This window comes from Aneurinibacillus thermoaerophilus (assembly GCF_900099925.1).
In the GTDB taxonomy this organism is placed as follows: domain Bacteria; phylum Bacillota; class Bacilli; order Aneurinibacillales; family Aneurinibacillaceae; genus Aneurinibacillus; species Aneurinibacillus thermoaerophilus.
Map to the genome: position 1 here is coordinate 46570 of NZ_FNDE01000008.1, position 16583 is coordinate 63152.

Annotated in this window: 16 protein-coding genes and 1 pseudogene; 12 read left to right on the top strand and 5 right to left on the bottom strand. The window is 40.1% G+C overall.

Annotated elements, in window-relative coordinates; genetic code table 11:
• Positions 1–63: 63 nt before the first annotated feature.
• From kynA to kynU, 3 genes are read right to left on the bottom strand one after another with little or no spacing between them, the layout of a single operon-like run.
• Entirely contained in the window at positions 64–906 is an 843-nt protein-coding gene (kynA, locus tag BLR88_RS19445; protein ID WP_057898888.1) for a tryptophan 2,3-dioxygenase, read from the bottom strand.
• Positions 907–1539 (bottom strand): arylformamidase, encoded by a 633-nt coding sequence (gene kynB / locus BLR88_RS19450; protein ID WP_175493566.1) that lies wholly within the window; start codon positions 1537–1539, stop codon positions 907–909.
• Positions 1540–1541: 2 nt separating this feature from the next.
• Positions 1542–2813, bottom strand: a complete 1272-nt coding sequence (gene kynU, locus BLR88_RS06325; RefSeq protein ID WP_091260217.1) for a kynureninase — start codon at positions 2811–2813, stop codon at positions 1542–1544.
• Positions 2814–2962: 149 nt separating this feature from the next.
• Here kynU and BLR88_RS06330 point away from each other — a divergent pair, with 149 nt between their 5' ends.
• The 3 genes from BLR88_RS06330 to BLR88_RS06340 all read left to right on the top strand — a co-directional run bounded on the left by BLR88_RS06330 (position 2963) and on the right by BLR88_RS06340 (position 5834).
• Positions 2963–3577 (top strand): TetR/AcrR family transcriptional regulator, encoded by a 615-nt coding sequence (locus BLR88_RS06330; protein WP_091260219.1) that lies wholly within the window; start codon positions 2963–2965, stop codon positions 3575–3577.
• 151 nt (positions 3578–3728) lie between these two features.
• Entirely contained in the window at positions 3729–5090 is a 1362-nt protein-coding gene (locus tag BLR88_RS06335; protein ID WP_254778238.1) for a D-serine ammonia-lyase, read from the top strand.
• A gap of 57 nt (positions 5091–5147) precedes the next feature.
• Positions 5148–5834, top strand: coding sequence for a DsbA family protein (locus BLR88_RS06340; RefSeq protein ID WP_091260220.1), 687 nt, complete (start codon positions 5148–5150; stop codon positions 5832–5834).
• A 227-nt stretch (positions 5835–6061) separates the two neighbouring features.
• Here the strand turns inward: BLR88_RS06340 and BLR88_RS06345 are convergent, their stop codons facing one another.
• Both BLR88_RS06345 and BLR88_RS06350 read right to left on the bottom strand, forming a co-directional pair.
• Positions 6062–6358, bottom strand: coding sequence for a ferredoxin family protein (locus BLR88_RS06345; protein WP_057898883.1), 297 nt, complete (start codon positions 6356–6358; stop codon positions 6062–6064).
• A complete protein-coding gene (locus tag BLR88_RS06350; RefSeq protein ID WP_091260222.1) occupies positions 6358–7665 on the bottom strand; it encodes an FAD-dependent oxidoreductase in 1308 nt (435 codons plus the stop codon). Before BLR88_RS06350 ends, BLR88_RS06345 begins: the two co-directional genes overlap by 1 nt.
• Positions 7666–7823: 158 nt before the next feature.
• Here BLR88_RS06350 and BLR88_RS06355 point away from each other — a divergent pair, with 158 nt between their 5' ends.
• The 9 genes and pseudogenes from BLR88_RS06355 (at position 7824) to BLR88_RS06395 (ending at position 16561) form a co-directional block, all read left to right on the top strand.
• Positions 7824–8579 (top strand): SDR family NAD(P)-dependent oxidoreductase, encoded by a 756-nt coding sequence (locus BLR88_RS06355; protein ID WP_091260223.1) that lies wholly within the window; start codon positions 7824–7826, stop codon positions 8577–8579.
• A 217-nt stretch (positions 8580–8796) separates the two neighbouring features.
• Positions 8797–9039 carry a hypothetical protein gene (locus BLR88_RS06360; protein WP_139184928.1) on the top strand — a complete coding sequence of 81 codons (243 nt, stop codon included), beginning with the start codon at positions 8797–8799 and terminating at the stop codon, positions 9037–9039.
• Between the two features lie 187 nt (positions 9040–9226).
• Positions 9227–9472 (top strand): annotated as a pseudogene (locus BLR88_RS06365) (arsenate reductase); the annotation flags it as partial.
• Between the two features lie 88 nt (positions 9473–9560).
• On the top strand, positions 9561–10280 hold the full coding sequence (locus tag BLR88_RS06370; protein ID WP_057898879.1) for a GntR family transcriptional regulator: 720 nt from the start codon (positions 9561–9563) through the stop codon (positions 10278–10280).
• Positions 10281–10382: 102 nt separating this feature from the next.
• On the top strand, positions 10383–11243 hold the full coding sequence (locus tag BLR88_RS06375; RefSeq protein WP_057898878.1) for a DMT family transporter: 861 nt from the start codon (positions 10383–10385) through the stop codon (positions 11241–11243).
• Between the two features lie 228 nt (positions 11244–11471).
• Positions 11472–13235 (top strand): sulfoacetaldehyde acetyltransferase, encoded by a 1764-nt coding sequence (xsc, locus tag BLR88_RS06380; RefSeq protein ID WP_057898877.1) that lies wholly within the window; start codon positions 11472–11474, stop codon positions 13233–13235.
• A gap of 139 nt (positions 13236–13374) precedes the next feature.
• Positions 13375–13998, top strand: coding sequence for a phosphate propanoyltransferase (pduL, locus tag BLR88_RS06385; RefSeq protein WP_408863344.1), 624 nt, complete (start codon positions 13375–13377; stop codon positions 13996–13998).
• A 30-nt stretch (positions 13999–14028) separates the two neighbouring features.
• Complete coding sequence (gene ald, locus BLR88_RS06390) at positions 14029–15162, top strand: alanine dehydrogenase (RefSeq protein ID WP_057898876.1); 1134 nt, start codon at positions 14029–14031, stop codon at positions 15160–15162.
• Positions 15163–15202: 40 nt separating this feature from the next.
• Positions 15203–16561, top strand: a complete 1359-nt coding sequence (locus BLR88_RS06395) for an aminotransferase (RefSeq protein WP_057898875.1) — start codon at positions 15203–15205, stop codon at positions 16559–16561.
• Positions 16562–16583: the final 22 nt, after the last annotated feature.

Below are 16583 nucleotides of genomic sequence, written 5' to 3' on the forward strand. Positions count from 1 at the left end.
AACCCCTTTGCGATTTTCTGTGAAACAACTTTAGTCCACTAATACGCCTAATACGCCGCTATATCATAGTTTTGTACGGATGTTCCACAATTCCGGGAAGAAGCAATGATCAAGCACCTTTTTTAAATAGGTAACACCAGATGAACCACCCGTACCCATTTTGTGTCCGATAATCCGTTCGACCGTTTTCATATGGCGAAAGCGCCATTGCTGAATCCAGTCTTCGATATCAATGAGTTTTTCAGCTAGCTGGTATAAATCCCAATATTTATCAACCTCTTGATAAACAGCAAGCCAAGCAGCTTCAACGGTTGGATCCCCTTTATATGGTTTGGAGTAGTCACGTTCTAAGAGGTCTGAGTTGATATCAAATCCAGCTTTCGCCAGTTGTTTAATCGCAACATCATAAATGCTTGGTGCCTCATACGCTTGTTTCAATTCTTTTAATAGCTCAGGAGCTTTTTCATAAATTTTTAAGACATGGTCGGATTTATAGCCTAGGGCGAATTCAATCATTCGATATTGATATGATTGAAAGCCTGATGCCTGCCCTAGCTTATCGCGGAACTCCATATATTCGGAAGGTGTGAGCGTTGACAAGACATCCCAAGCATAAATAATTTGCGATTGTATTTTGGAAACACGTGCAAGCATTTTAAAAGCAGGAGCAAGGTTATCTTGTTCAATTTGTCGGATACTTGCCCGAAGCTCGTGCAGGATAAGCTTCATCCATAATTCACTTACCTGGTGAATGATGATAAATAACATTTCATCGTGATGATCAGATAAACAGATTTGACTCGATAAAATTTGATCAAGTTTTAAATATTCGCCATACGTCATACGGTTTTTAAAATCCGTATGAATACCACGTTCTTTTTCCATTTCTGAAAGATGTTTGCTCATTTACATTCCCTCCGTATTTACTCGTCTAACGACTGCTCGAACCGGGCTTCCATCTGCGCCCTTTATTGGAAGCGGAAGAGCGATCAGTTCATAATCACCTGGTTCAATATGATGAAGAACGATATTTTCTAATATCATAATTCCATGTTTATAAAGTGCTTGATGTGCGGACATTTCTTTACTATCAAGCGGATCAACAGATGGCACGTCAACGCCAATAAGCTTCACTCCATACTCATGTAAATAAGGAGCAAGATCAGGTGAAATAGACGGGATTTTAGTCGGAAATTGATCAGGTTGCTTTTGGCGTGACGTTCGTAATAAAAGTCTCTCGACACCATGTAAGTCAACGTTCTTTAGTTCGCTCGGCCCGATTTTTTCTACTCCTGTTACATCAACCATCCGTGCTTTACCAATGAAAATATTGATATTTAGCTCAAGTATTTTTTCGCCATGATTATCAAAATGAAACGGAGCATCGACATGTGTCCCAGTATGAAGACTCGTGGTTATTTTGCCGATATTCACAGAGCCAGTTTCTTCTTTTGAAAAAGCTATTTCATAGGAAAAGGGCGTATCTCCTGGCCAGTGAGCCATGTGATTATGAAGCGGTTGAGAAATATCGATCCACATTGCTATGCCACCACTTCTCGATTGTTTTCATATTTTTTGTAGCGTTCATTTTCCATAATATCTTTTAAGATTTGAACCGATTGCCAAACTTCTTCAAATGTATTGTAAAGGGCAACGGGAGCCAAACGAATACCGTTTGGAGCACGGAAATCAGGAATGACCTTCGCATCTTTTAGCGCTCTACAAATTCTTGCTGCTTCCTTATGTTCTAAAAAGATATGCCCGCCTCGTTTATTGTCTTCAAGCGGATTACCAAGCGAAAAGCCATAATCGTTGAGCTCTTGTTTTATTAAATCAATCATGAATTGTGTTAACTGCAAAGATTTTTTTCGGATGTTTTCAATCCCTGCTTCATGAAATATTTCCAGAGAGCCGATCAAGGGAGCAGTGCTTAAAACATGGGGAGTGCCAATCTGATAGGCTCCGGCATCTTCAGCAGGTGTTAACGTATGTTCCATATCAAATTGCTTTTCTTTTTTCGAGCTGAACCAGCCAGCAAGGCCAGGTCTTTTTCCGAAGTGCTTTTGATTTACGTAAAGGGCTGCAACACTTCCTGGGCCGGCATTTATATGTTTATAATTGCACCAGAAAGCAAAATCGACACCCCAGTCGTCTAACGCATGGGGAATAGCGCCAATCGAATGACATAAATCGAACCCGATGAGAATGTTTCGTTTATGGGCTTCTTCTGTTAAACGTTTCATATCCAAAATTTGTCCGCTTCTGTATAAAATACTGGGTAAAACAATTAAAGCAACTTCATCGGTCATCTTTTCAATAATGTCATCTTCGTGAAGTGTAAGACCATCACGACTTTTCACACGAATTAAGTGTTCAGAAGGATCGTAACCTTTTAGTTTCAATTGACTTTTTAATGCATAAATATCTGAAGGGAAATTTAATTCATCGGCTAAAATTTTTGTCTTTTTTCCTTTTGGTTCATAAAAAGATGAGACTAATTGATGTAAGTTTACGGTCGTGGAACCACTTACAATTACTTCATTCGCTTTGGCACCTACTAATGGAGCCATCTTTTTGCCTAAAGTTTCCGACAAATAAAACCAGGGATATTCCCCATTTGTCCAACCGTCAATCCCGTATGTTTTCCAAGAATCTAGGATGGAGAGAAGGGACTTTTCGGCACGCTTTGACAAGAGTCCAAGAGAATTGCCATCCAGATAAATAACTCCATCTTGCACATAAAATTCATCTCGAAATTTTGCGAGTTGATCATTTTGATCCAATTGTTGGGCGTTTTCACGTGTTAAGCTCATAGGAATCACTCCAAATATATAATTTTGCCTCATTTCTTAATAATTAAAATATAAGTTTTCATTGATACTATGTCAATGATATAATGTCAGTAATATAGAAAAAGCGGCTAACAGTTTAGCAGAGAACAGATTGAGAGGGTTGAGAAAAGGTGAAACATGAGATTGCGAAGCTAACAACGAGACAAAAACAAGCACTAGAGACTAGACAGAGATTGTTAGAGGCTAGCTTAACGGTTTTCCTGGAAAATGGATTTCAAAAAGCAACCATCTCGCAAATTATTAAAAAAGCAAAAACAGGTTACGGTACAGCATACGTGTACTTTCAAAATAAAGACGAGATATTTATGGAATTAATGGAACATGTGATGGAGAAATTTTATGAAGTAGCGAAATGTCCATTTGAACCGAAGACAAAGAAAGAAGCTTATGACATGATTCAACATCAAGTTCGACTTTTTTTAAAACTTGCTGTTCAAGAACGGAAAATCATGAAAGTTGTAAAGGAAGCCATTGGAGTATCACCGATTATAGAAAAAAAGTGGCAAGAAATTCGCGAACGCTTTATTAAACGGATTACCGAAGATATTCAATATTCTCAACAAAATAAGTTAGCGAAAACAGATTTGAATTCAAACCTTGTGGCAAGAGCTTGGTTTTATGCGAATGAAATGTTTATGTGGGAGCTTGTTAATCAAGAAGAATCATCAATAGATGAGATTGTCCTTCACCTGACGACGATGTACACGAGTGGATTGTATGTATAGTTAAACGTTTGGCTCTTTTGAAACAAAAGCTGTTCCATCTCAATCATTGACTAAAAAGAAATTTAGTGAACACGGCACTTACTAAAAACAAATTTCGGCTTAGAATGATAATGGTATAATTATTAGAGACAAAATAAAGGTAGGATGAACAATGAAAAAATTAGTAATGGGAAAGCCAATCGAACAATGGAAATGTGAAATAAATCTTTTAAATAAGTTAGTTTCTTTATATGAGGTGTTTTGGAAAAATCCAAACCATACTTCAGTTGAAGAGGCGATGTCAGGCTGCTTTTTGACGATAGAGGATGTAAAAGAAGCAGAAGCTCGGCTTCATCGTTTTCGTTCTTATATTCAGCATGTTTTTCCTGAAACACGTGTGCAAAACGGAATGATTGAGTCTCCACTTGTTGAAATTTCGAGAATGAAACAGGCTGTTGAACAATTTTATGGTCTTGATATTCCAGGTCGATTTTTATTGAAACTTGATAGTCATCTTCCGATTTCCGGTTCAATCAAGGCGCGTGGTGGCATTTATGAAGTGTTAAAGCATGCAGAAGAACTTGCGGTAAAACATCGTCTATTATCCTTAGAAGACGATTATTCAAAGTTAGATAGTGAATCATTCCGAAAGTTTTTCTCACAATTTTCCATTGCAGTAGGTTCAACAGGAAACCTCGGTTTAAGCATCGGAATTATAAGTGCAAAATTAGGTTTTCAAGTGACGGTTCATATGTCACAAGATGCCAAACAATGGAAAAAGGATTTGCTGCGAAAACATGGGGTGACAGTGGTTGAGTATCAAGAGGATTACTCAAAAGCGGTAGAAGAAGGAAGAAAACAAGCGTTACAAGACCCGACATGCTACTTCATTGACGATGAAAACTCTCGACATCTGTTTTTAGGCTATGCGGTAGCGGCTTTAAGACTACAAAAACAATTAGAAAATATGAATATTAAAATTGATGAAGATCATCCGTTATTTGTTTACCTTCCTTGTGGAGTCGGTGGAGGACCAGGTGGAGTTGCATTCGGCTTAAAAATGATCTATGAAGACAATGTTCATTGCTTTTTTGCAGAACCAACTCATTCTCCGTGTATGCTGCTCGGTTTAGTGACAGGCCTTCATGATCAGGTGTCTGTTCAAGACTTTGGAATTGATAATAAAACGATTGCTGACGGTTTGGCTGTAGGAAGACCTTCTCGATTTGTTGGGAAATTAATGGAGCCACTTTTAAGCGGAAGCTATACAGTTTCCGACGAACAATTGTACAGGTTATTAAGTATGATGATCGATGAAGAAAATATTCATTTAGAACCATCTGCATTGGCCGGTGTTTATGGGCCTGTTTCGCTCATAAGAAAAGGGCAAGATTATATTCACCAACAGAAGCTTAAAGATAAAATAAAAAATGCAACACATATTATGTGGGCAACCGGAGGTAGCATGGTTCCGAGAGATATAATAAGGCAAGATTATAAAAAAGGAAAAGAGTTATTAATAAACTGGCAGTAAAACGAATGGCTTTCCTTAAAAAATCGTTCAGGGAAGCTCAGACTAGGCGGGGATATAATGGCAAAGAAAAAACAGAACGATAGGAAAACTCTAGTCATAGCTACGATTATCTTTTTAATTATAGGACTGAGTATTTTTTTAATTTTCTACACTCTTTCCAAACCGGAAGAAAAAACGAAGGTTTATCACTTTTCGTATGAGAATCAGCCCTACATAGGAAAAGAAGATGCTCCGGTACAAATTGTTGAATTTGCTGACTTCAAATGTCCTGTTTGTGCAAAATGGGAGGACGTTTATTTCCCTTTGCTAAAAGAGGAATTTATTGATACAGGAAAAGTTAAGTTTGTGTTTATGAACTTTCCGATTCTTGGTGCTGACTCTTATACAGCTGCTGCGGCGGGAGAAGCGATTTATCATCAAAATGAACAAGCCTTCTGGACATTCTATTCTGCCATTTATAAAAAACAAGGGGAGGAAAACGAGGAATGGGCAACACCAGAATTTTTGGTTGAGCTAGCCAAAAGAAACGTACCTGGAGTCGATTATGAAAAGTTGAAACATGATCTTGAACATAAAACATATTTATCTGAAATCGAGCAGGATGCCAAACAAGGGGAGGCAGCATCTGTTCCTGGCACACCTACGTTTTTTATTAACGGGAAGAAAATAGATTCCATTCATTATGAGGATATGAAAGCTGCTATCGAGCAAGAATTGAAGGCTGTTGACACTCCACGCGGCTGAAGTCGTGAGATTCCCGGGTCGTTTGGAAGGGATACCGAGCAACGCCACCTTTCTGTAAACTAAAGCAGCTACCCTTGGCTAGAACGAGGGGAGCTGCTTTACTCATGAATGTTCTGTTTTTCATCGTGAAAATACGACATATCTTTTTCATGCCCTTCACCACTCTAAGCTAATTTCACCATTATACCTTATTTTATCATTTATAAATGGCTTTTTTATGGAAATGTTTACGTGTGTTGAAACATTACGCCAGTCCCTCCTGGTGGATACTCCCAGTTAATATTATGATAAGGGCACCCCATAATGGAAGCACCGCATTCAATGCAGCGTTCTTGATCAATCTCAATTCGATTGTCTTGCCACCGGTATACTTGTGTCGGGCAAAAATACGTGCAGGGTTTATCGATGCATTTTTTTAGACAGATTTTCGGATCGATGATTCCAATAAACGTTTGGTCAGCAGGAATGCGCTGCACCAGTTCCATCGGCGCCATATCGGTGCGTGTAATCCCCCTATTTTGCATTACAGTACCTCCCAATTTCGAAGCGCCTGCCAGACGTCCTTTACTGATTTCAAGGGAAGTTGCATTTGCTTCAATTCTTGTTGAATTCTTTTCATTTTATCCTGCTCAGCACTCATATCGACACGAAAATATGCTGAGCCAAACTCGTTCATCGCCCGGCTGATTAAATAATCGCTGTCCTGATACTTCTTTACATACTTATCATAATTTTTCTTAGCGCGAATATCATTCATAAAAAAGCTCTCGTTAATTTTCCATCCGTATCCAGCTAAAATCTTCTGACTAAAATCGCCTTTGGCATGTGCCTGTAAGGCGATTTCCGCCGCCATCTTGCCTGATAACATAGCTAAATCCGTCCCGCGCCTGCCGCTGACCATTGTCGCAGCATCACCTGCGACGAGCAAATGATGATCATAAAGCTGCGGAATCATTTTAAAGCCGCCTTTTGGAATCATGTGTGCCGCATACTCAATCGGCTCCGCACCACGCAGCAGGCGGCTAATCATCGGATGGCGCTTCGTGCGTTCCAAAAGTTCATAAGGGCTCATCCTTTTCTGCGCTAGCTGATTTAAAAAGCCACCGACGATAAGTCCTAGTGTTTCTTTGCCTAACCAGATGCCAGCCTTCCCAATGATGCCTGCAGTCGGGTATCCGACAAATCCATATACTGCTCCTTCATCACCATCAAGATGAAATCTCTCTTCCATAATATCACGAGGCAGACGGAATACCTGCTTTACATATAGCTTCACTGTCTCGGCAGGAATATCGGAGCGCAGGCCGGCCTGTTTTGTCAAGAATGCGTTAATTCCTTCGGCCAAGATGACAATATCAGCATAATATTTTTGTCCATTATCCAGCTCAACACCTTGGACTCTTCCCTTACTAAATCGGTGTTCCGAGTATAACAATCGAGTAACCAGTGAATGAGTTTGCAATACTGCCCCTTCACTTACCGCTTTCTGTGCCAACCAACTGTCAAACTTACCACGGTGAACGACCAGTTTGTTATAAGGTGGCTTTCCGTAGGTTTGGTTTGTAAATCCGATTTGAAACGCAGAATTGTCATCAAGAAAATATAAATATTCTGTTGTGACAGCACGTTCCCATGGCGCTTCTTCCCAAAACTCTGGGAAAATTTCAGCGGTCGGCACGGCATAAATCGTACCGCCGAACATATTCTTACTGCCCGGATACGTTCCCCTCTCCAGCAGTAATACTTTCAAACCACCACGCGCCATTATATAAGCAGCAACCGATCCGGATGGCCCGGCTCCCACCACAATCGCGTCATACGTGTCCTGCATACATCTCATCCTTTCAAAAAGCGTCTTTTTTTACTGTTTGTTTTTCTGAAAGGTTTTATACTGCTAAATCGATCATCCTTTCGATGTTTTGAGTGATAAAGGTTGGCTAATCACATAAAGGTCAAGCATTGAAACAACTCGATAGAGGAGGAGAATCCGTGAACACGTTTGATTTGACGGGCCGGGTGGCCATCGTGACAGGAGGCAGCAAAGGTTTGGGAGCGGGGATGGCTTTAGCGCTCGCTCAGCATGGAGCAAATGTGGTGGTTGTAAGCCGCAAAGCAGAGGAAGGAGAATTGGTGGCTGAGAAGATTCGCGGAATGGGCCGCAAGTCCCTTGCTTTAGCGGTTGATGTCCAAGACATTGCCGGTTTGCATCGGATGGCAGAAATGGTGAAAAAAGAATTTGGCCGGATCGATATCCTGATCAATAACGCGGGAATCGGGCTCACAAAATTTGCTCTTGAAGTGACAGAAGAGGATTGGGACAAGGTCGTCGATACCAATCTAAAAGGGGTCTTTTTCTGCTCCCAGGCCGTTGCAAAGGTGATGAAACAGCAGAATGGAGGAAAAATTATCAATATGGCTTCCGTTGCCGGGGCAGCAGGAGCCATTGCCATTGCTCCGTACTGCGCGAGCAAGGCTGGAGTGATTAATTTAACGCGAGCGCTGGCTAAAGAATGGGCTCGCTATAACATCCAGGTCAATGCCATCGGACCGGGATATATTGAAACGGATATGAATAGAGAAGAGCTGGCTAATCCGTCTTTTTATAACAAGATCCTTTCCTCAGTAACAATCAAACGCTTGGGGGAAGTGAACGATTTGTCAGGTGTGGTTGTGCTGCTGGCCTCTGATGCTTCTAACTATATTACAGGGCAGACAATCTATATTGATGGAGGCAGTTTGATTTAGTTAAGGTATCCAATCTATTTTTTGGGGCGATTAATGTAGGGAAAGACAAAGTAAAGACCATCCTTTCATTTTTAGATTCGCACTAAATAAGGATGGTCATTTTTTTGCCTTTTTATATCATGTTCTTAACTTGATGGAGGATGTTGCAAAACGTATAATCTCTGAATAATGAATAATAAAAAAACCATCTGAAAAGATAGAAAAAAAGATGGTAAACTTGTACAAAGAAGAATATAGCTATAATGATATGAAAAGAGATTTGCAAATTGGACGAGAATTCGAGTTTATTTATAATGGAGTAACCTATTACCTAAGTAGAACTAAACAGGGTTGGATTCTCGTAAGTTCTGATGGACTGGAAACAGAAAGTGCAACATATAACGAATTACTAGAAAACATTTTTGACAATAAAAACATAAAAGATTTGTGGGATAAAATTGAAATTGTTCAAGTTTTTTAAAAGGTCCTATAACAAAGCCATCTGTATTATAATCGCAGATGGCTTTTCATCTGTCGTCGGTTCCCTCATCAATGGAATAAAGATTGACGACATCTTTAAAGCCTTTCCAGGGAATTTGTTCAGGGGTTACCCACTTGTTCACTATTGTCCAGAACAACGGAACCATCGACTTGCTCCCTCGCCTTAGACCTCCGACATTATTGCTCCAGAATTATTAAATAAAGCTGATTATGTGATAACTTTCTGCGGCGATGCAAATGATAAATGTCCGGTGACTCCTCCTCATGTGAAGCGTGAACACTGGGGATTTGACGAACCAGCCAAAGCTACCGGGACAGAGGAAGAGAAGTGGGACGTGTTCCAACGTGTACGCGATGAAATTGAAGATAGAATGAAGCGTTTTTGTTTTATAACAGAGACAAATGAAAATTGATTGTTTTACTTATCATTTGTATAATGGAGTTATAAATTGGTACCTATGTCATGATGAGTTGGAATTTTTTGAATATGGAGGGATGTTTATGGAGCTAGATGCTAAAAATCCGATACCATTGCATGTTCAGTTAAAAAATATATTAGAAAATCAGATATTGCAGGGACAGTATACGGAAAAAATCCCAAGTGAAAGGGAACTAATGGAAATGTACTCTGTTAGTAGAAGTACGGTTAGGGAAGCAGTTTCCGCTTTAGTTCGCGAAGGAATTTTAGAAAAAAAACATGGCAAAGGAACGTTTGTATCGCTTAAGCCTGTACAAGAATGGTTGCGGATAACTAGTTTTACTGAAACGATTAAAAAGATGGACATTAAGCTGTTAGATAGCGGAATTGTTTCTACGCCTGAGAATATCGAAAACGTGAGTGGTTTCCATGATGAATCTTATTATATTAAACGTTTGAGATTAAAAGATAATGTCCCTATTGCAATTGAGAATCATTACTATCCTATGGAAATTGGTGAGAAATTAGCGCAATACGATTTAAATAAAACCATTTTATACGATGTGTTGGAAGGGGAACTAGGCATTCATTTCTGGGAGGCAGAACAAATTATTACATGTGGTTATTTGCCCAAGGAAGAGGCAAAACATTTAGGTGTTACAGAATCTACTTGTTTGTTGATTACCGAGCGCATGATTACAGATCCAGATGGCAACCTTGTAGAGTATTATAAAGGATTCTTTCGTGCTGATATGTATTCCTTTGTAATGAAGATGTCACGAAAACCGAACCTGCTAGTTTGAGTTTATATGTCCACTTTGTTCGGTATAACTCATTTTTATTTCCCGAATAGGTGGGCTTTTTTGTTATACTAGAAAGTCATTTGTATGAAGGGGGCGTTTGTTATGTCGTATATAGCTGTCATGCTTCTCTTAGTTTCAGCGTTTCTTCATGCTACATGGAATTTTTTATCTAAGCGCGCAGAAGGAGGAATCGCATTTGTATGGCTTTTTACTGCTATTGGGACTGTTATTTATACACCAATTGTATGTATCTTTCTTTTTTTAAAACCGTATACGGGAGAAAATACGAGTTTTGTGTATGTATTAGGTAGTATTTTTCTTCATCTTTTGTATTTTGTCATTTTGCAAAAAGGATATACAAAAAGTGACTTTTCTTTGGTTTATCCTGTTGCACGTGGACTTGGTCCAATGCTTGTAACCATCATGGCTATTTTATTATTTAACGAACAACCTTCTATGCTTGCATTTATTGGTACCGGAATAATTGTAGGCAGCGTCTTTTTTTTGACGGGAGGTTTTACAATATTCAAGGACACCAAGGCTTTATCAGCGATTCATTATGGATTATTTTTAGGTATGATTATTGCTGCATATACATTGTGGGATAAGTATGTGGTAAGCTATCTTTTAATCCCCCCTTTATTATTGGATTACTTAACCACACTGGGACGTTTTATAGTGCTGACTCCCGTTGCCTTGCAGTCCTGGGCAGGTATATGTTATGAATGGAAAACACACCGGAGGGAAGCTATTGGGGTAGGGATTCTCAATTCATTAGCCTACATATTGGTTCTTAGTGCTATGGTTTTAGCCCCTATTAGTTATGTAGCTCCTATCCGGGAGCTTAGCATTTTAATCGGAACGATATTTGGCATTTATTTTCTACGGGAAGGATATGGGTGGAAACGTATTATAGCGGCAAGCACGATTGTAATAGGAGTAACATTTGTTGTGATTGGATAGATAAAGGAAAGTACAATATAAAAAGTCTGATATTTTAAAATAGATCTATATTTTTAAAAATTTAAAATAATGTATTGACTTAACTTTTAACAGGGGATACAATAACGATAACAACTGGTACTGACATCATGATGTATAAATACTAGTACGGATGTCATGATGTTAGCTCCAGTACATATGACAAAAAAATAAATAGTCATTCTATCAATTCAGAGGAGGAATGAAATCATGGAAAAGGTAAAATCAAAAATCAAAACAGGAACAAAAGTAAAAATGACACCAAGCGAGGCAATCGTAGAAACCTTGGTAGCTGAGGGAGTTACCCATATTAACGGAATTTTAGGCTCCGCTTTCATGGATATGTTAGATTTACTTCCTACGGCAGGTATTCGTTTTATCGGGGTTCGACATGAACAAAGCGCAGCTCACATGGCAGATGCATATACCCGTATTAGCGGGGTAGCTGGGGTTGTCATTGGACAAAATGGTCCTGGAATTACCAATATGGTAACTTCGGTAGCAGCTGCTTATCAAGCTCATACTCCTATGGTTGTTATTTCTCCTTCTGCAGGAACTCCTACTATTGGGTGGGACGGTTTCCAAGAATGTGATCAGGTCTCTGTTTTTAAAGCGATTACAAAAGAGACAGTACGTGTTACACATCCAAGTCGGGTCGCTGATTGTTTACGAACAGCATTCCGTATTGCGTATGCTGAACGGGGGCCCGTCTTATTCGATATCCCTCGTGACTATTTCTATGGTGAACTGGAAGACCAAATTCTTGAGCCTCATCAATATCGTGTCGATGCTCGTGGATGCGGAGCACCGGAATCGCTGGAAAGAGCAGTCCAATTGTTAATAGAAGCGAAAAATCCCGTTATCATTTCTGGTCGGGGTACGGTTGACTCCGATGGGATTGATGCGGTGAAAGCCATTGCCGAATACTTAACAGCACCGGTAGCGGTTTCATATATGCATAACGATGCATTCCCGGCTAATCATCCTTTAGCTGTTGGACCAATCGGATATATGGGTTCCAAAGCAGCGATGAGGACTTTGGCGAAAGCGGATGTTGTGCTGGCGATTGGCACACGTCTATCCGTATTCGGAACGCTGCCTTGTTATGACATTGATTATTTCCCGAAGACAGCAAAAATCATTCAAATAGATATTAATCCACGGAATATCGCGCGTACACATCCGATTGAAGTGGGAATTATCGGGGATGCACGGGCGGCTAGTGAAGAAATTATGAAACGCTTAAGAGAAATTGCGCCAAACCGAAAAGAAGATCGCGATCGCTTGTTAGAAGTTGCAAATGAAAAACAGGCATGGGAACAAGAGTTAATTGATCTGGCTATGGTAGAAGGAAATCCGATTAATCCTCGCAGAGCTCTATTAGAACTTACAAAAGTGTTACCTGAAAACGCAATTGTGACAACAGATATTGGAAACGTTTCTTCTACAGCCAATGCGTATCTCAAATTTAATGAGGGTCGGAAACATATTGCAGCTCTTACATTTGGCAATACAGGCTTTGCGTATCCGGCAGCTTTGGGGGCTAAAATTGCTAGACCGGATTGCCCGGTTGTTGCGATTGTCGGCGATGGAGCATGGGGTATGAGCTTACATGAAGTAAGCACAGCAGTAGAGGAGAAGATACCGGTTGTGGCCTGCGTCTTTAATAACGGAGCATGGTGCGCGGAAAAGAAAAATCAGGTTGACTTTTATAACAGTCGCTTTGTTGGAGCTGATATTGATAACCCTGATTTTGCTGAAGTGGCACGTGCTATGGGTGCTGTCGGTATTCGAGTTGAGAAAGCCGATGAGTTAGGGGCCGTAATTCAAGAAGCGATTGAATCGAATAAGCCTACGGTTATTGATATTCAAGTAGATGGCACGCAATTAGCTCCTCCATTTAGAAAAGATGCGTTAAGAATGCCAGTTCGCTTGTTAGAAAAATACGCACACTTAGATTATAGAAACTGGTAATGTTACGTTGTTCTCTAGCAAATGGCTCATCATCATACATCGACATTCGTTCATGGAGTGAGGGGAAATGTCGAAGCTTCAAAGTAAATTTATATATAAGTGTAAGGAAATGGGAAAGGGATGGGGTATGATGAGGAAAATAATAGAACAAAGTAACAAAAACCTTACAGAATCTTTAGCATATCAATTGGAGCTAAATACGATTCCTGTAGGTATATCAGCCAGACATGTTCACCTTTCCCTTGATCATATCGATATTTTGTTTGGAAAAGGATATCAACTAAGGATTCATAAAGAATTGTCCCAGCCTGGTCAGTTTGCGGCAAAGGAAAGCGTAATGATTGCTGGACCTAAAGGCACTATAGATAAGGTAAGAATACTGGGCCCCGCTCGCTGCACTACACAAGTGGAAGTATCCCTAACCGATGCCCATCGTTTGGGGATCTCCCCCCCAATTAGGGATTCAGGTGATCTTGCCGGAAGTAGTCCAATTACGATCATTGGCCCCAAAGGCTCGATCTATTTAAAAGAAGGGGCAATTATTGCAAGCAGACATATTCATATGTCTGAAGAAGATGCCCGGCAGTTTCAAGTTCATGATAGGGAAAAGGTGCACGTCGTATCGCAAACGAAGAGAGGGGTTATCTTTAGCGATGTGAAAATTAGAGTAAGTGCTGATTATCGTCTGGAATTTCATATTGACACAGATGAAGCGAATGCTGCTGGGCTTACCAATCAAGATCGGGTTTGGATTTTAAAATGAAGTGTACTTTTCATAGAAGGAGGATAAAGGATGATCATAGGTGTTCCAAAGGAAATTAAAAACAACGAAAACCGTGTAGGGATGACTCCTGCTTCTGTAAGCGCATACAGAGATAATGGTCATGAAGTATGGGTAGAGACTGGAGCGGGATTAGGCAGTGGGTTTACGGATGATGATTATGTGGCTGCAGGAGCAAAAATAGTTCATACACCTAAAGAAGCTTGGTCAGCTGAAATGGTTGTTAAAGTAAAAGAACCTCTTCCTGAGGAATATCGATTTTTTCGTAAAGGTTTGATTTTATATACGTATTTACATTTAGCTGCGGAACCTGAATTAACGCAGGCTCTTATAGATAATGAAGTTATTGCGATTGCTTATGAAACGATTCAGCTGGATAATGGAACTCTTCCACTGCTGACTCCGATGAGTGAAGTAGCCGGGCGTATGTCTATTCAAATTGGAGCTCAATTCTTGGAAAAATCCAAAGGTGGAAAAGGTGTTTTGCTTGGTGGCGTACCAGGAGTAGCGCCGGCAGAAGTTGTCATTATCGGTGGTGGTGTTGTAGGTACGAATGCGGCAAAGATGGCCATCGGTCTGGGGGCGAATGTTACGCTGTTGGATATTAATCCTGCTCGCCTTCGTCAGCTGGATGATCAATTCCAAGGACGTTTAAAGACATTAATATCAAACAACTATAACATTGCAGAGGCAGTAATGAAAGCGGATTTGCTTGTTGGAGCTGTTCTTATACCGGGCGCGCGTGCGCCACGACTAGTAACTGAAGAAATGGTCAAAACAATGCAACCAGGTTCGGTTATTGTTGATGTAGCCGTTGACCAAGGGGGTTCCATTGAAACAATTGATCGTACCACTACACATAGCAATCCTACGTATGAGAAGCATGGAGTACTTCACTATGCCGTAGCAAATATGCCCGGGGCTGTTGCGCGTACCTCAACAATCGCTTTAACGAATGTAACGACTCCTTATGGGTTACAAATTGCAGGGAAAGGATATAAGCAAGCAGCTTTGGACAACAAGCCTTTAGCGAAAGGATTTAATGTAATTGACGGAAAAATAACGTACAAGGCAGTTGCTGATGCGCACGGGTACGAGTATTATTCGATCGATTCTGTTTTATGTAATACTCCTGTAACTATTTAGTTATTTTGATTCAAATAAAAGATAACGAGGAGGCTGCATTATGCAAACAGAGCTGAAAACAAACAAACTTATTGAGCAAGACAAAGAGCATTTATGGCATGCTATGTCCCGCTATAATGAGAAAGCAAGCCCAATGATTGCAACGAAAGGGGAGGGAGCTTGGTTTACCGATATTAACGGAGACAAATACATGGATGGCGTATCGGGGCTATGGTGCCTAAATCTAGGACACGGCCGCAAAGAAATTGTGGATGCTGCTTATGAACAAATGATGAACTTATCTTATTTTCCGCTAACCCTTAGTCATATTCCAGCTATTCAATTATCAACTAAAATTAGTGAACTTCTTCAAGGCTCTTACACAACCTTTTTTTCAAATAGTGGCTCAGAAGCAAATGAAACTGCATTTAAAATTGCTCGTCAGTATCATACACAAAATGGAAACCAAGGAAAATACAAATTTATATCCAGATATCGCGCTTATCATGGTTCAACTCTCGGTGCGTTGAGTGCAACAGCCCAAGCTAATCGAAGAATGAAATACGATCCTGCCGTTCCAGGATTCATCCATGTTCCACCACCGTACAGCTATCGTTCTTTATTTGGAGAGAACGCGAAAAATTCTGACCTTTTGGCAGCTGACTATATTGAGCAGGTCATTAATTGGGAAGGTGCTGATACGGTAGCCGGTGTTATTCTTGAACCTTTCATCTCTGGCGGTGGTGTCATCATCCCATCCAACGAATACTTAAAACGTGTTGCTGAAATTTGTAAGAAATATGATGTTCTTCTAATAGTAGATGAGGTTGTTTCCGGATTTGGTAGAACAGGTAAAATGTTTGGATTTATGCATTCGGAAGGTGTACAACCGGATATTGTAACAATGGCAAAAGGGCTGACAAGTGGATACCTTCCTTTGGGAGCTACCGCTGTGAGTTCTAAAATTTACGAAAAATTCAAAGAAAATGGCTCGAACAATCATTTGCGCCATATTTCTACGTACGGCGGACATCCCGCATCATGCGCGGTAGCACTTAAAAACATTGAAATTATAGAAAACGAAAACATTGTAGAGCGTGTGTCGCAATTAGGCAAAACCATCTTAGGCGAATTACATGATTTAATCGAGCTAGATAAAGTAGGAGAAGTTCGTGGAGTGGGATTCTTATACGGTATTGAATTGGTGGAAGATAAAGTATCAAAAACTCCGGTTTCAGAAGAATTTATGGGAGCTATTATCGCTGCTTGCAAAAATAAAGGATTAATCATTGGCCGAAATGGTGATACGGTTCCAGGATATAATAATGTACTAATTATTGCCCCACCACTTTCTTCAACAGAAGAAGATTTGCGTTTTGTAGTAGATACGGTAAAGACTGTTTTGTATCAACTGTGCTAAGTAATGATAATTAAAAGAGGAC

Bases quoted from the DNA above. Each gene is read 5' to 3' on its own strand.
- kynA (WP_057898888.1), bottom strand. From the start codon at position 906: ATGAGCAAACATCTTTCAGAAATGGAAAAAGAACGTGGTATTCATACG.
- kynB (WP_175493566.1), bottom strand. From the start codon at position 1,539: ATGTGGATCGATATTTCTCAACCGCTTCATAATCACATGGCTCACTGG.
- kynU (WP_091260217.1), bottom strand. From the start codon at position 2,813: ATGAGCTTAACACGTGAAAACGCCCAACAATTGGATCAAAATGATCAA.
- BLR88_RS06335 (WP_254778238.1), top strand. From the start codon at position 3,729: ATGAAAAAATTAGTAATGGGAAAGCCAATCGAACAATGGAAATGTGAA.
- BLR88_RS06340 (WP_091260220.1), top strand. From the start codon at position 5,148: ATGGCAAAGAAAAAACAGAACGATAGGAAAACTCTAGTCATAGCTACG.
- BLR88_RS06345 (WP_057898883.1), bottom strand. From the start codon at position 6,358: ATGCAAAATAGGGGGATTACACGCACCGATATGGCGCCGATGGAACTG.
- BLR88_RS06350 (WP_091260222.1), bottom strand. From the start codon at position 7,665: ATGCAGGACACGTATGACGCGATTGTGGTGGGAGCCGGGCCATCCGGA.
- BLR88_RS06370 (WP_057898879.1), top strand. From the start codon at position 9,561: ATGGAGCTAGATGCTAAAAATCCGATACCATTGCATGTTCAGTTAAAA.
- BLR88_RS06375 (WP_057898878.1), top strand. From the start codon at position 10,383: ATGTCGTATATAGCTGTCATGCTTCTCTTAGTTTCAGCGTTTCTTCAT.
- xsc (WP_057898877.1), top strand. From the start codon at position 11,472: ATGGAAAAGGTAAAATCAAAAATCAAAACAGGAACAAAAGTAAAAATG.
- ald (WP_057898876.1), top strand. From the start codon at position 14,029: ATGATCATAGGTGTTCCAAAGGAAATTAAAAACAACGAAAACCGTGTA.
- BLR88_RS06395 (WP_057898875.1), top strand. From the start codon at position 15,203: ATGCAAACAGAGCTGAAAACAAACAAACTTATTGAGCAAGACAAAGAG.